The organism is Pseudomonas citrullilanati, assembly GCF_030580855.1.
Lineage (GTDB): Bacteria > Pseudomonadota > Gammaproteobacteria > Pseudomonadales > Pseudomonadaceae > Aquipseudomonas > Aquipseudomonas citrulli.
The window spans coordinates 25,721-50,300 of sequence record NZ_JAUQOP010000008.1 but is presented as its reverse complement, the minus strand read 5'-3'; the positions used below and the strand labels follow the sequence as shown (position 1 = coordinate 50,300).

The following is a 24,580-nucleotide window of genomic DNA, read 5'->3' as shown; positions in this document are numbered from 1 at the left end:
ATTATTAGCGGTCATTCGCCTGCTCGGCGGGACACGGAAGGCCATTGCATGAGATCTGGATAGATGCTGGGAGCTATCAAAAATTGTCTAGGCCTGGCGTGGGAAGCGCTTGTGGTTGGAGGGAGAGCTGCGTGGAGGGTGCTGTCCACACGGCATCAGAGAAGTAACGTTGATCCTTTCTTTGAGCCGTTGACCCCCATCATTGTCACGGACGGCCGATCGGCTCGGTATGAGCGCGAGTTGCTACATGCCCTGGAAAACTCCGATGTTCTGAACATCGCGCTCACAGGTAGCTATGGCGCGGGTAAGAGCAGCGTGCTGAAGACATTCTTCAGCAACCATCCACAGTTCAACCACACCTATGTGTCCCTCGCGACCTTCAGCAAACCCACCTTGGGTTTGACTCCTCAGCCTAGTGGCCAACCTCCCGACCCTGACTCCGCACCTGAGGGCCCGGCTGTTACCGGGGGCAAGCACTCACTTGGGGATGTCGATCTGGTCAATCGCATTGAAGAGACCATCGTCCAGCAACTGCTCTACGCGGTGCCCGCAGCGAAAGTGCCCAAGACTCGACTGAAACGGATAGCCCAGGCCTCAAACTTCAGTATTAGCATGCGCACCCTGGGGTTCACTTTGCTTGCCGTCTGCGCCTTGAGGCTCTATGTACCCAAGCTTGCGATGATAAAAACCGTGTCGCTTGAATGGCTGATCAAGGGCTTAATGGTTCTTCCCGAGTCTGCAGCGCTGGCTGGAGTGGCGATTGGTGCAATCTATCTGTTGTATGCCGGGTTGAGGTTCATGTCCCTGTTTACCATCGATGGGCTGACCCTCAAGGGAGGCAAGCTTGAAGCGACTCACCATGGCTCGGTGCTTCATAAGAACGTCGATGAAATCATCTACTGCTTCGAGCGCAGTGATATCAACGTGGTGGTCATTGAAGACCTGGATCGCTTCGACATCCAGGACATTTTCTTCAGGCTGCGAGAGATCAACTTCATCATCCAGCGATCACCCCAGGTCAAGCGTCCTGTCCATTTCGTCTACGCCATCCGTGATGAGCTGTTCACGGTCACGGACAAGACAAAATTCTTCGACCTCATTATCCCCATCATCCCTGTGATCAACTCCGAGAACTCCAGGGAAAAGCTGGTCGAGCTCATGAAGGCCCGCCAGGTGGCCGGCAAACCGCTCGATGAAGGGTTGAATCTCAAACTCATCGAGACGGTGTGCTACTACATCGACGAAATGAGGCTGATCAAGAACATCGTCAACGAGTATGACGTCTACGCGAACGTACTGGCTAAGGACGGTCTGGAGCTGGATCCCAACAAGCTGTTTGCGATGGTTGCGATCCGAAATCTGCACCCCAATGCCTATGCGGACTTGGTCAAGCGGCGGGGCACGATCTATGGCGTCATTGATGGCTACGCAAAGTGGGTAAAAGCCGAAACCGACTTACTCGAAAGGGCAGCTCAAGCGCTAGAGGATCAGCGTGCGGCACGTGAAAACGAGGTGGCCGATAGCGTGGAGCATCTACGTGTGTCCGTCTGGTTTGAGATTTTGAAACTCGGGGACAAACCCACTGCAAACCACGTGCGGCTAGATGGCGGGTCTACGTTCACGCTACTGGACTTTGTATCGGATCCTGTATTCGCCCAGGTAGTAGCATGTCGAAGCGTGCAACCAATTGTGATTTCACACTGGCAAGATAACGGTCAAGCTGTCCTATCTAAAAAGGCTTTGCAAGAGGCACGTTACGATGAGCGCCTGCAACGCTTTCAGACGTCGCTCGATGAGTTGGATGAGCAACTTGAAACGAATCGAAGCAAAGTGCTACGCCTCAAAACGGCAGGTTTTCGGCAGATCGTTTCCCTAGGGTACGGCGCAGAGCTTGCCAAACGCCTAAAAGGGCTAGAACTCATAACTTTCCTCGTTCATCGCGGTTTCTTCGACACGGATTATGTCGATTACCTCGGATATTTCTACGAGGGATCACTCACCCAATCGGATAAGAACCTCATCATGGGGCTTGTCAGGGGGGAGGAGTACGACGTGACCACTCCAATACATAATCCGGAGCTTGTGATCAGGAAGTTGGATCTGGATTCGGTAGATGGCGGGCGCGGCATTATGGTCGATCTTATTCATGAGCTTTTGCAGTCGCGTAAGGATGAGGTGGTTGCCAGAAGGGACAAACTTCGCTTGATCCTCCGAAGCGGTAATGATTACAAGGAGCGTTTCGCCGAGGCGGTAGCACCGATTGTTCCTGGGACGTACGGTTCTGCGCTTATGAGAGCAATGTATGGCGCAGATCGCGATCTCATTTCGTTACTGCTCAGCCATGATCGATTCAAAACATCCACCCTGCGGCAGCAATTCCTCATTGCTCTTCTGGATGCGCTGACGCCTAAGGAGATGCAGACCCTCGACGATAAGTCAGGCCGGTTGAGGAAGGCTGTCAATGAGCTGCGTGATGCTTCGGTTCTTTCGGCGAAGCTTGCGAGTAGTCAAAACGGATGGAGGTGGGTCAGGGAGTTGCCAGCGCAATTCTCCAACCTTGATGCGAGTGCCTCGTCTGGAGATTTGCGGCAAATGGTGGAGTGGGGTTGTCTGGCCCTTAATCTCAAAATGCTGCAATTGCTCTGCCAGATACTGGATCCGGGAAATCAGAGCGTTAGGGTAACGTACCATCGGCTTAGCAAGCTGGAAATCACTGGCCTGGACAGCCTGATCGAGGAAAACCCGGACGGTTTCGTGGCGCAGCTCGTGAGCCAGGAAGGACCGCTCGAAGAGACACCGGAATCGCTCGTGGCCTTGTTCGGACTTTGCCAGAGTGAAGCCTACACACTGCAGGTATTGCTCGAGCAGACGACCTGCAGTTTGACTGACCTTGACGCGGTACCTACCTCGTTATGGGCGCAAATCATGACGGCGGGACGTGTTCGGCCTGTGGGGAATGCTGCTTGGGCGTACTTCAATCGCGCCCTGGTAGCAGATAAAGAATCCGAAGATTTCGTCGATTTGGGCGAGTCGGCGCTGGATAATTTCGCGGAGTTTCTCAAGCACAACGCTCAAGACTTGGCTGAAGAGTTGTGGCAGGACGCCAGTCGCAACGTTGGCTTGCAGACTTTCCTCGTTCGCACGTCGCAAGTTGAGAATGCAACCCTGCGAACGCTTTTCTCGAAGGTGGTGTTGAGCCCTAGCGTTGTCATGGACACCGCGGCGCCTCGCAATCGGTGGGCGATGTTCGCCAATGGTGACCTGGTCGAGTACAGGGAGGAAATTCGGGCGTTCATTGCCGATCACGCTTTCTCTTACCTAGGGGCTTATCTCATCCGCCGGTGGGGCGTCGCCCGTGAACAGATGGACATGTCGGCGTTGCCGGTGTCGGTGGCCCTTGAACTGACCAACGCACAGGTGTGCTCGACTGCTGAGAGCATCAAGATATGGTCGGGCATTCCTTACGACGCCTATGACACGTGCGACGGTGCCGTTGAAGCATTGGCTAGAGCGTGTGATCGCGCGACCCGAGATGGATTGCGATTCCCGGAGGCCTACCTCCCGACGCTGCTGAAGTTGCTCCCGGACGGGGCGCTCTCTAGAGAGCAAAGGATCAACATGCTGATCCATGCTCTCTCGATGGGCTGCAGTTGGCCAGAAACAGCTGGAGTATTGCCGCTCGTGGGCGAGGAGTATCAGGCGTTACTCAACAAACGGCGCGTGAACCTGCCGACTCATGATGTAGATCGCCGACTGATCGATACCCTCGCTGCAAGAGGTTTTGTGGGGGCTATTAAACCCGAGGCCAAGTGCATCGTGGTCTGGAGCAAGCGTAACTGAATCTTCAACGGGCTTATCCGCCTGCGCATCTCGGCCTATCTATGAAACTTAGGATTGTCTATGGCAACTGCAGCGAGCGATTCATAAGTCGCCCTATCAGGCATGCTTGGTTGCACTGATGCCATTTCGATGGCGCGCATCTTCATAAAATGGTGGGTGAGGTGTAGGATCGGGCTCTATGCGGCAGTTACCTGCATTTCTCCTCGACGTGCAGGGCTTTTGACGCCTGCGCGCATTACTTCTGGCAGCCGGAAGCCAAGCAGCACGACCTTTTTCGATTACCTCGTTGAAATGAACTCCAAGCAAGGAATGCAGCAACATGCCAACCGGCAGCGCGATTATTATTGGAGTCAATCCGAGAGAAGCAAATCTCAAGCGAAAAGTGCGAGAGCATTTGCACCAGCTAGGTTTCACGAGAACTCAGGAAGGGGCCTTGTGTCCGCCTGGAAATGGTAAGGAAGCTATCCGTGCCTTGCATAGTGCCCAACGCGAAGAACGGCTCAGCGCCAGCGAACGCTTTATTGCGCGCAGCACTGCCAAACTGATGTCATATTTTGCAAGTGGCTGCGAGGTTGTACCGGAAAAAATTTCCCCGGCGCTTGAACGTGTGTCGTCCGGAACGTGGCAAAGTGACCTCTTTCGGCTGGCGTCACTGTCCTGGTCCGTCCCTGTTTCCAACGGCTTTGGCAGGCGCTTGCGTTACCTTGTCTGGGACCAGGCGAATGGCAAACTGATGGGGTTGATTGCCATCGGTGATCCGGTTTTCAACCTTGGCGTCAGAGATAAATTCATTGGTTGGGGCACCGCGGACAGGGCTGCCCGGCTGGTCAACTTGATGGATGCCTATGTCCTGGGAGCGATCCCACCTTACAACGCCTTATTGGGCGGTAAGCTGGTAGCTTGCCTGCTTCGCAGCCGGGATATTTATGATGATTTTGCCACCGCCTACGGCGGTTCTACGGGCATAATCTCGCAAACCGAAAAAAATGCGCGTTTGCTAGCCGTCGTGACGACCTCATCGATGGGACGCTCCGCGGTCTATAACCGATTGACGCTGGATGGTACGCAGTACCTCAAGTCCATTGGCTTTACCGGTGGCTGGGGACATTTCCATATACCCGACTGGTTGTTTATTGAACTTCGCGACTATCTCCGTGAGCTCGACCATCAGTATGCCGACCAACACGCCTTCGGCCAGGGGCCAAATTGGCGATTGCGCACCACGCGTGCGGCCCTGAAGGCACTGGGCTTCAAGGACGACCTGATGCGCCACGGCATCCAGCGCGAAGTCTTCATCTGTCAATTGGCCGGCAACGCCGCAAAGCTCCTCCATGGCGGCAGTGGAAAACCGGACACCCAATCGCTGTTGTCGGTTGGTGAAATCGGTGAATTAGCGCTCAATCGTTGGATGATTCCGCGTTCAAGGAACAGACCCGAGTTTCGCGGTTGGAACCCGGTGGATCTCATTCACTTGTACGGCAGTCAGGCGTGCCATTTTCCAGCAACGAGCCGCGGAGCCACTGAGTCGCGCAGCATTGTCGGTTTACGCGGTTAACTGCGAAGGAGATGAGCGATGGATTGCGCTATAGATCCGGTCATGAATAAACCGGTTACCGCCGATACGGCGTTACGCACTGGCTATTACATTTGTTCCTACTGCCGCAAGCGGGTCGGGCTACGTTCGGGGCCATCGCGAAAAAACTACTTCGCCCATTGGCGCGGCGTGTCCTCCAGTTCCTGCGCCTATTTCATGTCGGGGCCAGTAAGCCATGTCAATCATGACAAGGTTCAACCATCGCTGACGCGGCAGATGGAGTTAAGGCTGCTGATAAAAAAAGGCCAGAACGCCGGGGCATGGTGGATTGAATTGGTCCTGCCCCCCTGTCGAGCGTGTCATGCCTTCGTCAAGCTTGATGTCGGTGGCAGGGTACAAAAGCTCGATATGCGCGGGATGGACTCAGGCTTCAGGGTCATGGCCGAACCCACGGCGAATGACTACAGGATCATGTCTTTCGAAGGCAAGCCGGACCCCTCGTTCGTCGCGGGAGTTGCGCAGACGTGCCCGGGTTTACCAGCGTCGGGTGCGGCCGCTTTCACTGCCATTGGTCGAGGCACCGAAAGCGGATTTCCGCGCGCCCAAGCACTAAATCGCTGCGAAACCTACGCCCTGTTATGGTCGGCACCGGTGACACGGGAATTCCCTGAGGAACTGTTGGTGGACAGGCTCAAGCCGCGGCAGGGCTGGAATTTGGCGTTGGTCACCGTGCCGGAAGCCCCCTCAGACGCCTGCATCAGTTGGCTGGAAGCCTTCACCCAACTGAGCTTGATGCCGGCGGCGCCCGCGATCACCACCATTTGGCCGTTTCTAAGCCGCAACGCGAGCATCAATACGGTTGAATACATCGAGTCCGACGCGGTCATCCTGGCCGCTCATAGGATGCCGGGTGGCCCGCAGGATAGCGGACCAACCTTGCAAGCCGTCAATCAGCGTGATCGCATTTCTGCAACAGCCCCCGATCGATCACCCGCGCTATTCACCGTGATACGCGCTGGAAGCGATGAATTCAGGGTCGGCAAGAGCGGCCATCCGGATGTCGACAAGTTTTTTTCCAAGAGCACGTCGCTGGGGCGAAGCTTTAAACACGCTACTGTGGACCTAGTCTTCATTGACGAGCGTGGCGAACGTATCGTTGCCTCATTACACCGCAGGCAAAGCCAATCCTATGTGGTGGCCACGCGGGCGGGGGAACTGCACTTTGACTCCCTCACAATGCCGAGAGGGGCCAAAGGCAGGCTGAAGGTTGTCTCACCCAGTGGGCATAAGGAATACCACCGACTGACGTCTAGCGAAGTGTCGGCTGACCACGCACCACATGAATGCCAGATGCCGCCGGCAATGAATAGTCTGCTCAAACAATACCTCACCGACCCGCTATACCAGTTGTATTTGGATTTTGGCGGGTTGGGCCGCTTGGCCATCGGTGCTACACAGCCGCTGGCCAACCCCGCACCTGCTTTGATGTCGCTTGGGCGGTCCTTGCGCTTGCGTCTGCAGAGCTTTCTATCCCAACTGCACGTCGGTGGGGTAACGGCATTCTCTGGCAGTGATCAGGCACTGGTCAGCGCGTTTGGCGCATCAGTGCCTAGGCTAGAGTTGCTCCCTCACTACCGTCAACTGGCGGCTGCTGTGCGCGCCTGTGGATTTGATATTCGTTATTCAGGGAATGGGGTCTCGCGATGAGCTACCTGTACAGCAAAGAGGCACGAGGGCGGATTTCGGCATTCGGGGTCACGATAATTACCGAATTCGTCGAAGAGGTACCCCATGCCTTTCGCAAGTCGTTCTTCGATCGTCAAGCCTCGATCCCTGGGTTTAGGCGCGGATCCCCGCCAGAATTTAAGGAGAAACAACGACGGTTGATCGGGCATCTGGTGCATCCCCAGCCAGGCCAGAAAGGGGAGGCCGACTGGCAAGCTTTCGCTAGCCTGTGGGTGGCGTGGGCAAAGAGCCGCTTGGACAGCGCATTTCCCGCAGCAGACAAGTCACCCCAATCGGCGGACACAGGCGCTGGTTTCTTCAAACGATTAGCCGAGTTGTACCCGGACGCCCCTCGGGAAACGGTCGAGCGGCTGGCCGCGTACAGCGGTTTCGCCGAAAACCCGGCGATGTTGGCAGCCCTGAACAGCTTTCATCCCGCGTCCACCCTGGCCAGAGATCGGATGATCGATGGCTTGCCGGGGCGTTTGGATAAAATCGAGGGTTATTTTGAGCTGGCCGAAGCGGCGGCTGAGGAGACCGCTGAGCGCATCGACCAGTTGGAAGCGACTGCCACTGCAACGACCGAAGCGGTTAAGCAACTGACGGGCAGCTTCGTTGGTGTTGGCAATGACGTCGAAGCATTGCGTACTGCACTGCACAGTGTCACTGACCGCTTGCAACAACTGAGCGAACTGGTTCATTCAATGACCGGGGCGCAGCAAGAGATATCGCAAGCGTTAGCGCACTCAGTGCTCCACGGCGAGCACATGTCGACTGCGCTGGACTCCCTCGCTGTTCAGGTCGCCGACCTGATGGCTGAACGCCCGCAGGTTCTGGCGATCGAGGAAGCACTGACCACCCTCGGTGAGCGCATTCCCGACTGGGAGGCCACGGTAGCCACCATAGCGGCGTTGCGCGAACGCCTCGACGACCATGATTTGCGGGTTGCCAAACCACGTGACGAGACCAGTGGCCAGGCACGCGTCCGCTTGATCGAGAACGAAGCAAGCGGTCCGTTCGTTGAGGTCGGCTCTGTGGACGTTGCCTGGAAGGTCATCGCCAACAACCTTCAGGCATGCGGTGTAGTGAAGAACGATGCCAATAGTTACGCACGGCATATCCTGGCAGCAGTCATCTCCGGCCAGTTGATTCAGTTCAAAGGATCAACTGCGGACTTAATTGCTGATGCCGTGGCAGCGGCCGTAGGGGGGATGATTTTCCATGAGTGGCGGGTTCCCGTCGGCCTCCTGTCAGAGGATGCCGCGACCGACTGCCTCGAAGTCGTGATCGAGTCGTCTGGATGTCTGTTGCTCAAGGGGGCCAACCGCTCTGCGTTTGAGGTGTATGGCAGTGTCATCCGCGATCTTGTGGCGCGTCGTCAGTTCACCCTGACGGTCGATACGCGCCTGGTTCTTATTGCTTCTTGGACTCACGGCCCAGCAGTATTTCCAGACGGCGGTACGTTGTCTGAACTCGGGCCCGTGTTTGATACGGATGAATTCGCTATGCGGGGGGTATCCGCCCAGGTACCGCTGATGCAGTTTGGCCAACGGGTTGTGGATGACTGGAAAGCCCTACACGGCTCTGCTGAGACCACACTGTTGGCTCTACCGAGCACGTTGAGGGAGCGCCTTGCACAGGTGGATTTTGTCCCAGGGAATCTTTGGCTGCGAGTCGCTGACCGGGCATACGCCCAATTGCGACTCCTATCATCAGGCCCTTCGGAGCGAGCGCTTCATGCGGTGCTGAAGCAGTGGGCATTGCCATGGGCGCAATCCCTCGGGGGACCGGTCGAGGCACTAACGCGCAGCGCCACCGAGCTCATGAGTGAAATCGACGTGCAAGCGGTCCATGCGGAGCGTGTTGAGTGAAGTGGCTAGGGTGCGATCGCGATGCCGCTCGGAAAACTCTGGCAACCGGCTTGGGCTGTAGGAGTGACGGTGAAGGATTGAGGATCGCGGCCGTAGCGGAGTGTCTTCGGGCCGCATCCTATCTGTGTTCTGCCCCTAGTACGGATCGGGAAGCTTGGGTGCCGGCGACCACGCTCAGTTTGACGAGTCTGGTTCGCCGGCGTTTGCGCCCCTTGTGGCCGACTCTCGACGATGAGCAATCCGCTGAACCGGGCGTCAAAGCGATTCTGGAGAACCTGGGAGAGCTAGGGGATCTGGTGCGACTCGACGGCGGACGTTGGCTAACCCCCCCGCCACAGGCGATCAGAACCGGAGGCCCGCTGGCCGTGATCACTGGCGGTGGGCCTGCACAAACTTTTCCCTGGTCAATCACGATGCGTGGGGCAGGGAGGCTCAGGCTGATCGACATCGATGCCTGCGCTGGACGCATAGACCTCTGGGAACCACAGGAATGGATTGGCGCGCCGCTCGAAGGATTGCAGGAGTGGTCGATCCAGTTGTTGACAAGTGCCAAGGCGCAACTGACACCTGCGACTAGTGAGCTAGCGGACGTTTCAATAAGGGCTAGTGGCAAATGGATCGCACTGCCTGTTTGCGCGACCGCAGAAGGTCTCTTCCTTGCCAGATGCCGCACAGGTCCACGGTTTGAATACTTTGTGGTACAGGTGTCGCGAGGGCATCTTCGGCAAATGACGGGACTGCGACGGGAAGAGGCGAGGCGCTTGCAGTTTCACCTCGACGCACAAGCCGGCTATCCCATGAAAGTTCAAGCGCATGTGTCGCAATCACAGGTTCGACTGCGCCTGAATCGTCATTTGCCGCGGGAAGAGGCACGAGCGCTGCTGCTGGGCTGGCAAATATCGTCGCCTGGCGGTGCAGGGACGACCGAATATGTGATACCGCGTGAGATGTTTCCGCTGCTGCGTCAAGCACTTGCCGGGTTGCGCGTGGACCTGACAGAACGCCCGATTGCAGAGGGAAGACAATAATGGGGGGATTTCAATGAATGAAGCATCGGGTGTTCACGAGACAGCGAAAAGTTTGGCCGATAGCCTTCGACAATACATCGAAGCCCAATACCATATTCGTGATGAAGGGCTCGTCAGAGAGCGTCATGCTCTGCTGCTGCGCTCTGAAACTATTGTCCAGACACCTTATGTGGAAGCGACGGCAGTCTACAAAATAGGCGATCCGTTCGATCAACTCGTCATTCCGAGGATTGCTTCCGATACGCTCACCCAGTTGTCGCTCATGGGGCTCGGGCTTTACCCTCGTCCATACGAGCACCAATCGCAAGCGCTCACGGCTTTTTTAGGTGCCGAGGCCGCGGACCTGGTTGTTGCAACGGGTACCGGCTCTGGCAAAACCGAAAGTTTTCTTATGCCAATCATTGGTCAATTGGCGATTGAGGGCCAGGAGCGCCCCCAGTCAGCACAGTTGCCCGGCTGTCGGGCGCTGTTGCTCTACCCCATGAACGCCTTGGTCAATGACCAGTTGGCGCGGATCCGACGCCTCATAGGAAATACTGAGGCATCGTCGATCTTGACTCAAAACCGCTCCCAGCCGATCCGTTTCGGTAGCTATACCGGGCGCACCCCGTACCCGGGAGAGCGCTCCAAAGAGCGCGACGAGCGCTTCATAGAGCCACTGTTTGAAGAGTTTTATAATAAAGTGGCCGTGAAGCCTGCCGTGAAAGACGAGTTGGTCAAGATCGGGCGATGGCCGAGCAAGGACTTGGAGGGGTTCTACGGCGCCGCATCCATTGAAACCAAGACCTATGCATCAGGGAAGAAGAAGGGCGGCAACTTCACCAGAAAGCATTGGGCAGGCCGGCTTGAGACCCAGTCCACTGATCGCGAAATGATGACTCGCCATGAAATGCAAGCGCGTTGTCCCGAGCTATTGATCACCAACTATTCCATGCTCGAATACATGCTCATGCGACCTATCGAGCGCAATATCTTTGATCAGACGAAGGCCTGGCTCAAAGCGGACCCGCGCAACGAGTTTATCCTCGTTCTGGACGAAGCGCATATGTACAGGGGAGCCGGTGGAGCCGAGGTGGCTTTGTTGATCCGACGTCTTTGCGCGCGGCTCGACATTCCACGAGAGCGCATGCGATGCATCATGACCAGTGCGAGTCTCGGACCCGCAGCCACCGCTTCGGTTGATGGCGAGCGTTTTGCGCGAGACTTGACGGGCTTGGCCGACGCATCGCCACGACGCGTCAGGGTTATCCAGGGGACACCGGAGCAACGTTGCGTATCACAGGCAGCGCCAGCAGCACATCTTGAGGCGCTGGCAGATTTTAATCTGGACGATTTTCAGCGTTCGGCCGAGGACTTAAATGCGGCAACTGAAGCTGCGGCGCAACTCGCCCATCGGCTCGGCTGGAGCCAACCACCGTGCGGGGATCATGCTGCGTTTCGAAACTGGCTGTTCGAACATCTCTCCGGATTCGAACCGCTAGAAAACTTGATCACCGAGGTATCAGGGCGTGCGGTTCGACTAGACGATCTGAGTGATCGGCTGTTTGGCAGATACCCTGCGGTCGATGCGGAAAAAGCCACGGACACGCTTTTAGCACTGGGTAGCTACGCACAGCGGAGCACGGATGGGCGGGTGTTGCTCCCAACGCGCCTGCACCTCTTCCATCGCGGATTGCCTGGCCTGTTCGCCTGCGTGAACCCTGTCTGCTCCAAGCGCTTAGGCCATCATCACGGTCCCACTATCTTAGGCCGTCTGTATACGAAACCTTTAACCCAGTGTGGCTGCGAAGCCAATGGCCGCGTGTATGAACTGCTCACACATCGTGACTGCGGAGCCGCTTTTTTACGTGGTTTTGTAAACGAGGACCAAGACTTCGTTTGGCATCAGCCCAGTGGGCCGTTATCCGACGGTTCGGTATCCACGCTGATGCCGATAGAGTTGTGTGTAGAGAACGCGATCCATCCTCGCAGTCGACATATCGAGAAATGGCTACATATGGCCAGTGGCAGGCTCTCTGATGAACAGCCGAGCGATGAAGCCGGGTTCCGGAAGGTCCGTGTACCGGACAAGGCGGCGGATGCAGGCAATCTCACCTTTGATCACTGTCCGGTCTGTACGCGTAAGATCAAAAACGCCAAAGATGCTCCATCGAAAATCATGGATCACCTCACCAAGGGGGAGGCGCCGTTCACTGCGCTCGTCCGGACGCAAATGGCGAAACAATCCGCCAGTCGAGCCAAAGATAAACGGCATCCGAACGCAGGGCGCAAGGTGTTGATTTTCTCAGATGGTCGGCAAAAGGCCGCTCGGCTAGCACGTGATATTCCACGTGATATCGAACTCGACGTGTTTCGACAGGCTGTCGCACTGGCTTGTCACAAACTAATGGATCTGGAAAAACCCGCCAAGCCCACAGCCTTACTATATTTAGCCTTCCTTTCCGTATTGACGGAGCACGACCTGCCGATGTTCGATGGCGGTGATTCGAGAAGAGTCGAGAGCGCACGTAAATTATTTGATGACAATTATGATTCCGACCTAGTGGAAGCCATTGAAGCGAATTTTACGCCACAGGAAATCCCGGCGCGCTACCAGATTGCCCTACTAAAACTCCTTTGTGGCAACTATTACTCACTAACGGGGACAATGGTCGGCTTCGTTGAGCCAACCCCTCTGAAATTGCGAAAACTCAGCCAACACTTGTCGAAGACCGGGCTCGCCATCAGCGAAGCGAACGTCCGTGAATTGGCGGTAGGGTGGATTGACTCGATGCTGCAGGAGTATGCGTTCGACAAATCCATTGAGTCGGTCTATCGCTGGAAGGCAGCCGGTTATGCGAATTCGGCCTGGGGCAGCAACGGTCAGTTTGGAAAATCATTGAAGGAGCGCCTAACCAATCATTTCGGTTGGTCAAGTGAGGCAGTACAGCGCGTTGAAGCGATCTTCCGAGACCAATTGGCGGAAGAGTTCGAGGGCGCCTGGTTCCTGGTGCCTGACTCCTTAGCCGTTGTCGTCGACTTAGCCCACTGTTGGGCGCAATGCACTGACTGCACTGTGCTGATGCCTTTCGCCTTGGAAGGCAAAGTTTGTCTGGCATGCGGCAGCGACGCAGCATCGTCTCTCGATCCAAAGAACAGCGAATATGTCACGGCTCGTAAAAACTTCTGGCGGCTTCCAGTAGCTAGGGCGCTAACGCCCGGAGCAGAGCTGTCCAACATGAGCGTCGAGGAACATACCGCACAATTGTCGAACCGTGACCGTAGCAGGGTGCACGCGACCACAGAGCTCTATGAGATGCGGTTCCAAGACGTGCTAATTGAGGATCGAGACCGCCCGATCGACGTACTCAGTTGCACAACGACCATGGAGGTAGGCGTCGACATCGGCTCGCTGGTGGCAGTAGCGCTGCGAAATGTCCCTCCACAGCGTGAAAACTACCAACAGCGCGCTGGTCGGGCAGGGCGGCGCGGTTCGTCGGTCTCTACCGTTGTCACCTACTCACAGAATGGTCCGCATGACAGCCACTACTTCTTAAACCCTGAAAGTATCGTGGCAGGTCCACCTCGGACACCGGAGGTCAAGATCGATAATGCGAAAATCGCCCGTCGGCATCTCCACGCTTACCTAATCCAGACTTTTTTCCATGAAATCATGGCGCAATGCACCGGTGCGTTGACTGAAAAAAATTCATCGTTGCTCAAAGCACTAGGGCCTACTGAGGATTTCTTCTGCAGCACCGAGCAAACCGGTCCCACTCTGAATAGCTTCGAAGCTTGGGTGGCTCGTCGGGTCCTGGCCAGTGACGGCGATCTGAGCGAGTCCATTGTCGCATGGCTACCGCCGGGATTGGATACCCGCGGACTTTCATTGATGGAATGGCTGGCTGATACCAGTAAGGGCTTGCTTGAGGAACTCAAGAAGCTGAGCATAACCGTCGAGGTGACTACGAGGCATGAAGGTCTCGCTGAACAAGGTATCCAGAATGGCGAGGATCCTCCACCGAGTACGGAACAGGCAGAACTTCTGGAGTTTTTGTTCTTTCACGGGTTGCTCCCGAGCTACGCGTTCCCGACCAGTCTTTGCAGTTTTCTCGTGGAAAAGTTGAGCAAAAACACCCGAGAACGTTGGGAAGTGCGGACGGTGCAACGCCCGCAACAGTCGATCATCAAAGCCCTGAGCGAGTACGCACCGGGGCGCCTCATCGTTATTGACAAGAAAACCTATCGCTCTGGCGGTGTCTTTGCAGATCTACCAGCGGGTGTCGTAAATCGTGCAGGCCCTCTCTTCGAAAACAAAAAACCGCACACACACTGTAAAGCCTGCTCGTTTGTACGTGATCCCAATCGTTCAGGCAAAGAACAGATGAACTGTCCCGTCTGCGGCCAACAATTGGTGACAGAACAGATGATTGTGCCGGAGGTGTTCGGCCCGGAGAGCGCCGCGGATTTGCCGGAAAATGACCGCGAGCAGGAAATCACCTACGCGACGATGGCGCAGTTGCCGCAACCTGTTGATCCGGAGATTTTCCGCTTTTCCGCCTGTGGTCCGTATGCAAGCTATACTTATGCCATCGACCGCACGCTCGTCACCGTCAACCGAGGTAAGGAAGGCACCGGGGAAGGGGGCTTTTCAGTGTGCATGGAATGCGGCCATGCCTCAGTCTTTGATCAGGAGGCGAACGCGGGGCCACATGACCGCCCCTACAAGCAACTAGGTCCAAAAGGAACACCTCCGAAGTGCTCTGGGCAGTTCGCACGCGTGTTGCTGGGCCATCACTTCGACACGGACCTTCTACTGTTGCGCCTCAAAATCGCGGAGCCTATCGTGACCGACACGGTAAACGGGGTGGTGTTGCATATTCTCGAAGATGCCTTGCATTCACTTGCAGAGGCGCTGCGGCTTGCGGCCAGTCGGCATCGGCAACTGGATCTGGACCCTGCCGAGTTCGGTTCTGGCTTTAGGATTGAGCCTGCGCTGCAGGATGACGCCCGTATCCTGGACCTATTTTTGTACGACACGTTGTCAGGGGGCGCAGGGTACGCAGAGATTGCAGCGCGGCACATGGAAGAGATTTTAGACTCCACTATTAATCTGTTGGAAAACTGCACATGTGAGGCCTCCTGCACAGAATGCCTCAACCACTTCCATAACCAACACCTTCGGCACCGTCTTGATCGGCATTTGGGTGCGATGCTCTTGCGTTACGCGGTACGAGGAGAGATTCCAGCCTGTTCATCGGCCACCGACCAGTTGCTAAAACTGGCTCAGCTTCGTGCCAGCCTTGAATTAGCGGGATATGCCTGTAGGGTTGGCCCGATTTCGTCTGCGCCTTTGCTGGTTGAACAACGTGGTAAAACGGTTGCGGTGGGTTGCTACCCAGGGCTTATTGATAACATTAAGCAGCAGCAACCCAGCGTCAGCACAGCAGGAATTCACGCGGTAATCGGCCTCAACGAGTACCTGCTACGATCAGACCTCGCGAACGCCCAGTTGAAAGTTCAAGCGCTTTTCAAAACGTAGTTTAGGAAACATAGGCACCTGCTCAGTCAGGCTCGGTGCGTGACTGACGGTAGCGTTTTGTGAGAGCTCACCTGCGGCGGCAAGTCTGACATAAGCTTGGCAGTTGGGCTTGCTTGGGTAGCCCGCAGATTTATTTCAGTCAGTGATAAATCAGGGCACGCTCACTCCTTCCTCTCTGGGCGCTATTATCCGTAATGGTGGCATCCTCCCACTCTTTTGTATCCAAAGGCCAGATTTGACGAGTCTTGACGATTTCATAAACCCTACCGCTAACCAGCATTTCGTTTCACGATCCGAGCAACGGCAGAACTCCTGCTCGAAAGATACAAAGTCAAAAAAGGCTGAGATCTATCGATTCTCTATTGTTGATAGCAAAAAACCAATAATCCGCTTGGAAGGAAAGACTCAGATCTGGAGAAATCTTGGATTTCAGGATCTATTTACTTTCATGCGAACAGGCGAGAAGGACCGGTTGAATTTTGAGCGCTTGTTCGAACGTCACGAAGCTCCCTATCCTGAGCATGTGTCCAGTTTACTTGCTATGATCAACGAAGTTAGAGGTCGCCTGGGTAAACAACCTAAAATACATTTGAAGGATTTAGAAGGCTTCGACTTCGAGAAGTTTCTCGGTCATGTCAAGTTTATTTATACCTATAAAACAATGAACTGGTTGCGAAACCCTTATAAAATCAAGGAGGTGTTAAAGCGGTTCGATAACTTCTTAGATCACTCCCTCGATAAACCTGGCGCCCATTCGCTGTATCTGGCGCTGGCCAAAAAAAACTCATCTGAAGAAGCGTATATCTGCAAGACTTACGGCGTTTCGTCGAAGGAGTATCAGCAGTGGATTAGACTGTTGCTACTGTTTCTCTACGTTGACAGATATGACGATGAGTCCCAGTTGGATGGATTTATAAATGAATTTTTTATAGCTCCAGAGTTCTCCACAACTATATTCGTCGCTGTGTTCGATGAGCGCTGTGCGCTACTCACGGATACTGGGGTGGTTAAAGACTCGGGAAATGGCCCCCTCACCTATATGAATGTATCCAAAAACTGTATTGTCGCGCTTGAGCACGCGTTTGTTGATGTCACATTGGACCGGGTGATAAGGGAGTATGGTTTTGATGAAAGCGTACGAGAACAAATTAGGGCGAGGATTGCCACTGGGGTGAACGCGGTCCTCACGGTAAATAGCTACGAACTTCTTGGCGGATACAACAATATTTGCGTTAAAGCCGCTGCGCTAGAAGTATTTTGCGCAACACCAGATGTCCACGGCGTGCAGGTACTAAAATCCGAGCAGGAAAGAAAATAGACCACTGCTTGGGGGCGATATGCAGTTCATAGAGCGCTGCGTAGTGAGCGTTGCTGGCCGCGAGCGAGCCAGGGAGCTGCCAGCTAAGTTGCCGCCCGCCTAGCGCGGCGCGTTGCAAGCCACCGCTTGGATGGCTCCACCTGATCGACCTTATCCTGGTGTATCAGGAATAAGAGGAATACCGTCGTATGCAGTCAGCCTATACCGCGTCGTGGCACTAGCCCGCCACGTCAGTCCGTTTATAGCGCTACGGTAAATGGCGATCCAGATGCTCAATTCGCCGTTACGATGGTTACGTATACTTTGACGCCTGATCCCGAACTGCACAAAGGCAAAAGCCCGGTCAAAAACCGGGCTTTGCAAATCCCCTCAAGGGGAGATAAAACTCAAGTGCCTCAGGGGCTACCGATCAAACTCTACGAGCGGTTGGCGCACATGTCAACGCTTCGCGTCTGATACGAAGTAGTCAGGAGACATGTACCGTAATGTGTAGTCATCAGAGCTGACGCAGCCCTGTCTAGCGCTCTAGGCAGATTACCATGCCGTAATTTGTAGTCGATATGAAGAGTGCTAAGCTGATTTATCGGGTGTTTCTCAAAGGTGCCATTACTGACTCTACGTCCAAACCGTTCACAAAGCAGTTGTGTGCTTGGATGAGCCAGTTCAATGGTCAGAAACAGCCGGTCAAGGACGTTCGACAACGCGCGGATCGACAGCGGGCGGCCACGATCCGAGATGAACAAATAGCGATATAGCAATTTCATCGGTTTGCCGTCGCGCAAAGGGCGCCGGTCGCTCTGGATATAGCGCTCGTATACCTCATACAACTGTGCGGAGATACCTACGGTCCGCCCATGTGTTTTGAGCGCAGGCTCTTCAACGCGCGGATCGCGGGGATCATGTTCTCGATCATTGATGCTGACATAGGCGTGCTGAGACCCTTTATTGATATCCGTGGAGTAGAGCTTCAGAAGCTCTCCGCGACGGATGCCGGTCTCCAAGAGCAATTCGATCATTAGCCAATTACGCAGTTGCAAACGCTCCGGGAACGGATTCTCCACAGCGCCAGGGCGAATCAGTGTGCGAACGATCTGTAGTTGCATATCTGTCAGGCTGCGGTAACGAGTGCGATCGGGACGAGCATTGATGATATGGCTCTCAAAGCGCCGCTCAATGACGTCGGCAACATCGGCAAATACCACGTTGATGTCGGCCTGTGTGGCTGAATTCTGACGGGCGCGCGGGATGTAACGGGTGACGCACCAAGACAGGTATTTCTTCAGCAGGCGCAGGTACTGATCACGTGTTCGTGAACTGATCTGCTGAAAAAGCACCGTTTCAGCTCTGCCGATTCGGGCGATCAGATTATCGGCATGACGGCCACTTTGGAGCCAAATAGCGTAACCGTCCAGCAAAGCCAGAATCGCCTCAAAGTGGCAGGCCAAGATGGCCTCATCGATATCCAGATCTCGGCTTTTGGCGTAGGCGTAGAAAGCCTGAATCGCGCGCAGGTGCGCCACAGCCGTGTTGTAAGCGCGGTGCCTGAGTTTGAGTTGGACGTAGATGAACGGAATGAGTATGGGCAAAGGCGTCGCATCACCAGCTTGTACAAGCAGCGGTAGTCGTTGACCTGAAGCGAACCTGCACTGAATCAGTTTCATCGACAGCCACCTCGTTCAAGGAATCGTCATGAACACTATGGACATGGCCCGTTGAAAGAGTAGGCGTCGAAAACGAATTGGTCGAATCAGTGGCTTAGGAGGCTCATGAACATTTCCAACATGGCCTGTCGTTTAACATAATATACATTATGCGTAACAAAGTATTTCGTGTTGCGCTGTCTTCCACACGAAATTCCGCAGGCTGCATTAGCTATTCGGCCGAGAATTCAATCTCTCCTGGGCTATGGGCATCTCGACGTGCGCTCCGCATCGCTTCCTCGAATTCCGCGATTATCCGGTTTCGGTTATCGGTGACCAGTTTCTTGACCATGGCTGAATAAGGTTTCGATGGCGCTGACCGTGCTTTCAACTCCTCGAATATGGTTTTGGCGTCCTTGCGCAGATATTCGAAGAATGGCTCCCCCGGGACCAGTGTGGCGGCAGTCTTGAGTGCGTTTTCAGCCTTCAACAGTTGGTTTTGAATCTCCAGCATCAGCTCGGTGCGTGCCTCTACCAGGTTCACTCGGTTCAGGCCAAAGATTTGATAGGTGGCAAGCCCGTAAGGGTCCCAGTTGTTCCCCACCTTCAGCGGAGCAATCAGGCTCAAGCCTCGCTCAACTATCCAGTGCAAATGCTTGTTCGGGTCTTGTCGCGTGGGGTCTATGAGACAGGCGTCCTCGGCGCTCAGGTCATCGCCTTTGGTCATGGCTCGCTGCCCGAGGATCGGAAAGGCGTCATATTTCCCGAGCTTGTATGTACCCTCCTTCACCTTTTGCTTATAGGGTTGCTCGGCAGTGAAAGTATGAATCTCATGGTACTCACTGCTATTACAGTGAATGCAGCTGGGCAGTAGATTGCTCCAGTCGGATGCCAGCCACCAGTAGCCGGTATGGCCAGGATGATCGATCACCCGGTTTTTCGGTCTGAAATGCTCGACCTGGACGGGGCCCACCGCTTTGTAACTGGACTCGCAATAAGCACATTTCTTGTGGAAGAGCTTGTTCAGCGCTCGCTTCACGTCCTTTGCCCCGTAAGCCGTGAAGTTGAATTTTTTGACCTTTGGCTTTTTCCCTGCCTTCCCCTTGCTCACTGTCTTCGAGGGGGCCGGTGGGATGGCGCGTGCCGCATAAAAAGCTTCAGCGCGCTTTCGCTCCCTGGCTGCCGGGCCGTCTGATTCAGCCAGTGATGCCGGCTCGTCTACAGCCTTGCGGTCGATCTGGATCATTGTCCAATCCCTCCGGCATCACGCAGGCTTTCCAGGATCAGATTGATCGACTCTTCGCGCACTTCAGCCCGGTCGAGCCGGTTGGAGCGGAACTGTTCGACAATATGTCGCCGCAACGCTTCGTTCACGACCTGTCGCTCCGGGGTATCGCCGATCATCGAGAACGCGCCCAACCGTTCGGAAAACTGCGCTTGTGCCTCGACACTACGAGGCTCCGACAGCAACAACTGGTCAATGCGCCGCAGCGTTTCAGGTTCGGCCGTGCTGGCGAGGCCGAAGTATTCGGACGTCAGCAGCTGCTCGGCGCGCATGGCGCTGACGTCCGGCAACCCGCCCATTTCCACGATGCTCCGCTGCTCATCGCGAATCAGTACATGCACTTCTCCCTCCAACATCCCTCTCAGGCAAAGTGGATCGTGGGTGGTGAAAATGAACTGAACTTGCGGCATGGCGCGACGCAAAGCGCCGACCACCTGCATTTTCCAGCGCGGGTGAAGGTGGATTTCGATTTCGTCGATCAGCACGATGCCTCGTGAGCTCTCCAGGTCGCCCCAGCGCTTCACCATGTTGCGGATAATGTCCAACGCCATGGCGAACAAGGAACGATAACCATCGCTCAATCTCGGCAACGGTATGGCTTCGCCATTCTTGCTGATCAACAGCCCGGAATGGTCAGTGCGGATGATTTCATCCTCGTCCGCCAGATTGAGAATTTCCCGCAGTGCGCGAGCTACCGTCGGAAAGATTTTCTCGTCAAGTGATTCGAGCCAATCGGCCGAATGTGGCAGCGTTCGCTGGTTGTTGAACAACGAAACGATGCTCGAAACCCGTTTGATGTTCTTGTGGTTCTTCGGTTGCTCACTGAACAGTCGATGGGCGCCATAGCCAAGCACCAGTGCGCTCTCGAAAGACTCGTCACGGATCTCGCCACCCCGCAGTATATGCACCTGATTGCAGCTACCATCGTCAAATTCGATCCGGATACTGGCCTGGGCCGCGCCTCTGCTGTCGGAGGCTGACTGCCACATCTGGTCTGTGCGCTCTTGTGGCTTTCGAAGAAAAGCATCGAAGTTTGCCTTGACCTGGCTTCGCAAATCCCTCCCCATGGTGCCCAGGGCGATGGCCTGGAGCAGCGAGCTTTTACCTACCGCATTTTCTCCCAGCAACACGGTCGCCGGCGCGATGCCGCGCTCGGCCACGGACCGACTGGAAAGATCCAGGGTGAACCGGCTGAACCCCTTGAAATTTTTGACCTGGATCGAACGGATACGGGCGAACTTGGTCGTTTGAACTTCGCCCACCGCTTCAACGAGATCCGAACGTAAAATACTCCGGCGCCCGTGCCCGCGCTTGAGCTGATCGGTGAATTGGCGCCAGTTCGGCGGGCTGCATACGTCGATGAATCTAGCCAGTTCAGCGCAAAACTCGGCCTCATGTAGCCGTGTATCGCTCTCTGAGGTTGTTCGCAAGGCGTCAACCATCCAGATCCTGGCTGCTCCGACATGGGCACGGCGATCATTCAGTTGGCTCTCTACGTCGGCCAGGATTTCCTTGTAGTCCCTGCCGCGCAGCTTTTCGAGAAAGATCATCCACTCAGAAAAAATAGCGGCGCGTCGTCCCACCAATTCGCTTCGATTCAGTTTTAGAACGTCGACAGTTTCCTTGCCTCGGTCGTTTCTGCCTACGCAGAACCCTTCAACGTTAAATGCCAGGTGCTCGAAAGGGTCGTCGCTTGAGGGGTCGATCAGAACTGGACGCTCTTGATCGGCCAGCGCCAGTGGCGTGAATGGCGCGACACGTTCGTACTGCGTGGGGAACTGCGAACTCTTGTAGCGTGCGCAAACGGGGCAAGCCAATACCAGATTGGCCCATTCATAGGCGTACCAGGCGTAGTGGTCAGGGCTCGGAGTGCCCGAGTAACCCATTCGATCCTTGGCGTTGAGTATCGGGCGATGATGGTGAACTTCGAACTCGAAAGGACCGATGTCTTTCTCGCAATAGCCGCACTTCTCCTGGAAAGCCGCGAGCAATGCCGACTTTACTTCCCGGGAACTCCATTTGCGCCGGTTCAACTTTGGGCGACGGGTCAACCGCGATGCGGCTGGCATTTCGAAGTGCTCTCGCAAGAGCGACATCTCGCCGAGCAAAGCCTCGGCAGCAAGCGAACTAGGTGTACTGCCGGGATCACGCCATACGAATCGCAAAGTCAGTTCCTTTAACTTGTAACTTGGCAGGCACAGAGGTCAACCAGCCATCCAGTGAGTCTTGAAGAATGGCTCCGGGCAGCGACCTCTGCTCGCGCTGCCGAGTGGAATCTATCACGTCCAATGAACACAATGAGGGAAAGAAGGAGAGTTCTCCCCTCCTTTCCCAGCGGCAGCTTCAGATCTGTGCCTGACCACCGTCCACGAATAATTCCGCTCCATTTACAAAGCTCGAGTCGTCGCTTGCCAGGAACACGGCCGCGTTGGCAATCTCGATGGGCTCACCTACTCGCCCCAGCGGTACCTGCGAGGCCAGATAGTCGAGCAGGCCTTGCTGCTGCGCCGAATCCGGGCCGGCCAAGTCGACGAGGCCTGGAGTACGGGTCGCACCCGGACTGAGGGTATTGACCCTGACTGCGCGATCCTTCAGATCCAGAATCCAGCTGCGGGCAAAGGCTCGCACAGCGGCCTTGGAGGCAGAGTAGACGCTGAACGCCGCCGTACCGGAGCTGCCGGCCGTCGAGCCCGTGAGGATGATGGAGGCGTTCCGCGCCAGCAATGGCAGCGCTTTCTGAACAGTAAACAGCACGCCTTTCACGTTGCGGTCGAAGGTATCGTCATAGTGGGCCTCGGTGATTTCACCCAAAGGCAGCATGGAGCCGCCGCCAGCGTTGGCGAACAGCACGTCGAGTCGCCCATGGGCCTGTTGGATGCGGTCATACAGGGCATCGAGCTGGTCGAGTCGGGTGGAGTCGACGGCTATACCCGTGGCATTGCCAACGGTCTCCACGGCCTTGTCCAGTTCCGCTTGTCGACGACCGGTGATGTAGACGTGGGCGCCCTCCTCGGCAAAACGTTTAGCGGTGGCCAGGCCGATGCCGGTAGTACCGCCAGTGACCAATGCGATTTTGCCTTCCAGTTTCTTGCTCATGATTGTTTCTCCCGTTGGGATGTGATGGGGTGTGGAAGAAGCGTATCGACCGATGCAAAATTTCAAAATAGAATCATTTGAAATTCATCATTGCAGAAATGAAATGCCAAGAATTCCGGATTTCGAAGGGCTGGCGATGTTTGCCAAAGTGGCGGAAGAAGGCTCTTACGCTGCAGCCGCCAGGGCCATGGGCGTGTCGGTGCCCACGGTGTCACGCGCGGTGGCGCGCCTTGAGGAGCGGCTAGGGGGGCGCTTGCTCAATCGGACGTCACGTCAACTCTCGATCACGGAGTTTGGCCAGCGCATGGTTGAGCAGGCGAGCACGTTGTATCGCCAGGCTGAAGAAATCGAGAGCGAAGCCCTCGAGCTTTCCGTGCAGCCACGGGGATCGGTTCGGCTGGCCGTGCCCATGTCGTTCGGCTTGCGGTGGGTCGCACCGCTGCTTCCAGCGCTAATGACGCGCTATCCGGAACTGGAACTCGACCTGCACTTGTCGGATTCGACCGTCGACCTGATAGCGGAGGGTTTCGATGCGGCATTGCGTATCGCCGCCCTCCCCGACTCTTCCTTGGTAGCGCGAAGGATCTGTTCGGTAACCCAATACCTGGTAGCGGCTCCGTCGTATCTGAACCAGCATGGCCATCCCGCTCATCCACGAGATCTGGCTGACCACGCATGCATGAGCTACGCCTATCGAGCCAGAAGCCAGGTATGGCGCTTCGTCCATGGTGATGGCCGCGAACACGATGTAACCCCTCGCGGCCCACTACGCGTCACCAACTCAGATGCGCTGGTCGCGCCCTTGCTGGCAGGGATGGCGTTGGCCGAGCTTCCGGAATTCATCGCCGCCGAGTATCTGGCGGATGGGCGTCTGGAACACGTCCTGCCGGAGTGGCACATGACACATGGCGGCCTGTATTTCATGACGCCTTCCGCACGCTCACGGCCGAGGAAGGTTCAAGCCCTTTCTGATTTTTTTGCCGAACACCTTTCAGAGCCGGCCTGGCAGCTGTAGGTGGTTTTTTTGCCAGTTCTTGAAGGAGCGCAACACCCTCAACCCCGCCGGCCATCCTGACGCAACGCATCAAGATGCTGTTGTGCATGGGCAGCCTGGCAATACGCGCTCAGGATTTCACCGATCTGGTCGCAATCGAGCTTACGGCCGTCACGCATCAAGCCAGCGGACTGGATACGGATCTGCGGCCGGGGCTTTTTCAAGGCCAGCGCCTGGTTGCCGAACAACTGCCGCGCGGCGCGATGAACAGGCAGTGGCGCATCGGCACGCAGGGTCAGTGTTTGCACCGTCAGCCAGCCTTGTTCACTGACGGAGATGTCGGCAATGTCGACCAGGTCGACCGGTGTGCTCAAGGTGTCTGCGAAAAGTTGACGACGGGTCAGGCGCATGAAGGCGTGTTGCCCAGCGTTGCGGTGTTGCCAGGTGAGCAACACAAAGAGCAACGCCATCGCGGCGGCGCACCCGGCCAGGCCGGTGGAACCATCGCGCAGGGCGAAGCCCAGCAAGCCCAGGGCGATCAGCAAGAACAATGGGCCGAGCAGCTTGAAGCGACGCGAATTGGTGAATTCGGTCTGCTCGGGCACGCCTTGGATCACCTGCTCGAGCTCCGTGATGGAGCGTTCACGTTCAGCCTCGCGGGAGGCGGCGTACTGTTGGCTGAGCGAGCTGGAAAGATCCGACAGCGGATCGGAGGGCTGGGACATTGG

General features: G+C 55.9%; 13 protein-coding genes. 8 read left to right on the top strand and 5 right to left on the bottom strand.

Annotated features, from left to right (window positions below):
• Positions 1 to 240 precede the first annotated feature (240 nt).
• The 7 genes from Q6A48_RS08310 (at position 241) to Q6A48_RS08280 (ending at position 16,837) form a co-directional block, all read left to right on the top strand.
• On the top strand, positions 241 to 3,840 hold the full coding sequence (locus tag Q6A48_RS08310; protein ID WP_304553384.1) for a YobI family P-loop NTPase: 3,600 nt from the start codon (positions 241 to 243) through the stop codon (positions 3,838 to 3,840).
• A 319-nt stretch (positions 3,841 to 4,159) separates the two neighbouring features.
• Positions 4,160 to 5,395 carry a Druantia anti-phage system protein DruA gene (locus tag Q6A48_RS08305; RefSeq protein ID WP_304553383.1) on the top strand — a complete coding sequence of 412 codons (1,236 nt, stop codon included), beginning with the start codon at positions 4,160 to 4,162 and terminating at the stop codon, positions 5,393 to 5,395.
• 42 nt (positions 5,396 to 5,437) lie between these two features.
• Positions 5,438 to 7,081 (top strand): competence protein CoiA family protein, encoded by a 1,644-nt coding sequence (locus Q6A48_RS08300; RefSeq protein ID WP_304553382.1) that lies wholly within the window; start codon positions 5,438 to 5,440, stop codon positions 7,079 to 7,081.
• The gene (locus Q6A48_RS08295) at positions 7,078 to 8,970 is read left to right on the top strand and encodes a hypothetical protein (protein ID WP_304553381.1); all 1,893 of its coding nucleotides are present in this window, start codon (positions 7,078 to 7,080) and stop codon (positions 8,968 to 8,970) included. Before Q6A48_RS08300 ends, Q6A48_RS08295 begins: the two co-directional genes overlap by 4 nt.
• 158 nt (positions 8,971 to 9,128) lie before the next feature.
• Entirely contained in the window at positions 9,129 to 9,998 is an 870-nt protein-coding gene (gene druD / locus Q6A48_RS08290; RefSeq protein WP_304553380.1) for a Druantia-type antiviral defence protein DruD, read from the top strand.
• A gap of 13 nt (positions 9,999 to 10,011) precedes the next feature.
• Positions 10,012 to 15,519: a DEAD/DEAH box helicase gene (locus Q6A48_RS08285; RefSeq protein ID WP_304553379.1), complete on the top strand. Its 5,508-nt coding sequence runs from the start codon at positions 10,012 to 10,014 to the stop codon at positions 15,517 to 15,519.
• Positions 15,520 to 15,967: 448 nt separating this feature from the next.
• Positions 15,968 to 16,837 carry a hypothetical protein gene (locus tag Q6A48_RS08280; RefSeq protein ID WP_304553378.1) on the top strand — a complete coding sequence of 290 codons (870 nt, stop codon included), beginning with the start codon at positions 15,968 to 15,970 and terminating at the stop codon, positions 16,835 to 16,837.
• A gap of 416 nt (positions 16,838 to 17,253) precedes the next feature.
• Here the strand turns inward: Q6A48_RS08280 and Q6A48_RS08275 are convergent, their stop codons facing one another.
• The 4 genes from Q6A48_RS08275 to Q6A48_RS08260 all read right to left on the bottom strand — a co-directional run bounded on the left by Q6A48_RS08275 (position 17,254) and on the right by Q6A48_RS08260 (position 22,858).
• Positions 17,254 to 18,498 (bottom strand): tyrosine-type recombinase/integrase, encoded by a 1,245-nt coding sequence (locus Q6A48_RS08275; RefSeq protein WP_304553377.1) that lies wholly within the window; start codon positions 18,496 to 18,498, stop codon positions 17,254 to 17,256.
• 211 nt (positions 18,499 to 18,709) lie between these two features.
• Positions 18,710 to 19,723, bottom strand: coding sequence for an HNH endonuclease family protein (locus tag Q6A48_RS08270; protein WP_304553376.1), 1,014 nt, complete (start codon positions 19,721 to 19,723; stop codon positions 18,710 to 18,712).
• Complete coding sequence (locus tag Q6A48_RS08265; RefSeq protein ID WP_304553375.1) at positions 19,720 to 21,927, bottom strand: AAA family ATPase; 2,208 nt, start codon at positions 21,925 to 21,927, stop codon at positions 19,720 to 19,722. The genes Q6A48_RS08270 and Q6A48_RS08265 overlap by 4 nt, the downstream gene beginning before the upstream one ends.
• A 178-nt stretch (positions 21,928 to 22,105) precedes the next feature.
• Entirely contained in the window at positions 22,106 to 22,858 is a 753-nt protein-coding gene (locus tag Q6A48_RS08260) for an SDR family NAD(P)-dependent oxidoreductase (RefSeq protein WP_304553374.1), read from the bottom strand.
• 103 nt (positions 22,859 to 22,961) lie between these two features.
• Between Q6A48_RS08260 and Q6A48_RS08255 the strand changes: the two genes are divergently transcribed.
• On the top strand, positions 22,962 to 23,873 hold the full coding sequence (locus Q6A48_RS08255) for a LysR family transcriptional regulator (RefSeq protein ID WP_304553504.1): 912 nt from the start codon (positions 22,962 to 22,964) through the stop codon (positions 23,871 to 23,873).
• A gap of 38 nt (positions 23,874 to 23,911) precedes the next feature.
• Here the strand turns inward: Q6A48_RS08255 and Q6A48_RS08250 are convergent, their stop codons facing one another.
• Entirely contained in the window at positions 23,912 to 24,577 is a 666-nt protein-coding gene (locus Q6A48_RS08250) for a hypothetical protein (protein ID WP_304553373.1), read from the bottom strand.
• Between the last annotated feature and the right edge of the window lie 3 nt (positions 24,578 to 24,580).

What these genes read in the sequence shown, in the direction of transcription:
- Q6A48_RS08270 (WP_304553376.1), bottom strand. Translation starts at nt 19,723, where the DNA reads ATGATCCAGATCGACCGCAAGGCTGTAGACGAGCCGGCATCACTGGCT.
- Q6A48_RS08305 (WP_304553383.1), top strand. Translation starts at nt 4,160, where the DNA reads ATGCCAACCGGCAGCGCGATTATTATTGGAGTCAATCCGAGAGAAGCA.
- Q6A48_RS08260 (WP_304553374.1), bottom strand. Translation starts at nt 22,858, where the DNA reads ATGAGCAAGAAACTGGAAGGCAAAATCGCATTGGTCACTGGCGGTACT.
- Q6A48_RS08300 (WP_304553382.1), top strand. Translation starts at nt 5,438, where the DNA reads ATGAATAAACCGGTTACCGCCGATACGGCGTTACGCACTGGCTATTAC.
- Q6A48_RS08285 (WP_304553379.1), top strand. Translation starts at nt 10,012, where the DNA reads ATGAATGAAGCATCGGGTGTTCACGAGACAGCGAAAAGTTTGGCCGAT.
- Q6A48_RS08280 (WP_304553378.1), top strand. Translation starts at nt 15,968, where the DNA reads ATGCGAACAGGCGAGAAGGACCGGTTGAATTTTGAGCGCTTGTTCGAA.
- Q6A48_RS08255 (WP_304553504.1), top strand. Translation starts at nt 22,962, where the DNA reads ATGCCAAGAATTCCGGATTTCGAAGGGCTGGCGATGTTTGCCAAAGTG.
- Q6A48_RS08250 (WP_304553373.1), bottom strand. Translation starts at nt 24,577, where the DNA reads ATGTCCCAGCCCTCCGATCCGCTGTCGGATCTTTCCAGCTCGCTCAGC.
- Q6A48_RS08295 (WP_304553381.1), top strand. Translation starts at nt 7,078, where the DNA reads ATGAGCTACCTGTACAGCAAAGAGGCACGAGGGCGGATTTCGGCATTC.
- Q6A48_RS08275 (WP_304553377.1), bottom strand. Translation starts at nt 18,498, where the DNA reads ATGAAACTGATTCAGTGCAGGTTCGCTTCAGGTCAACGACTACCGCTG.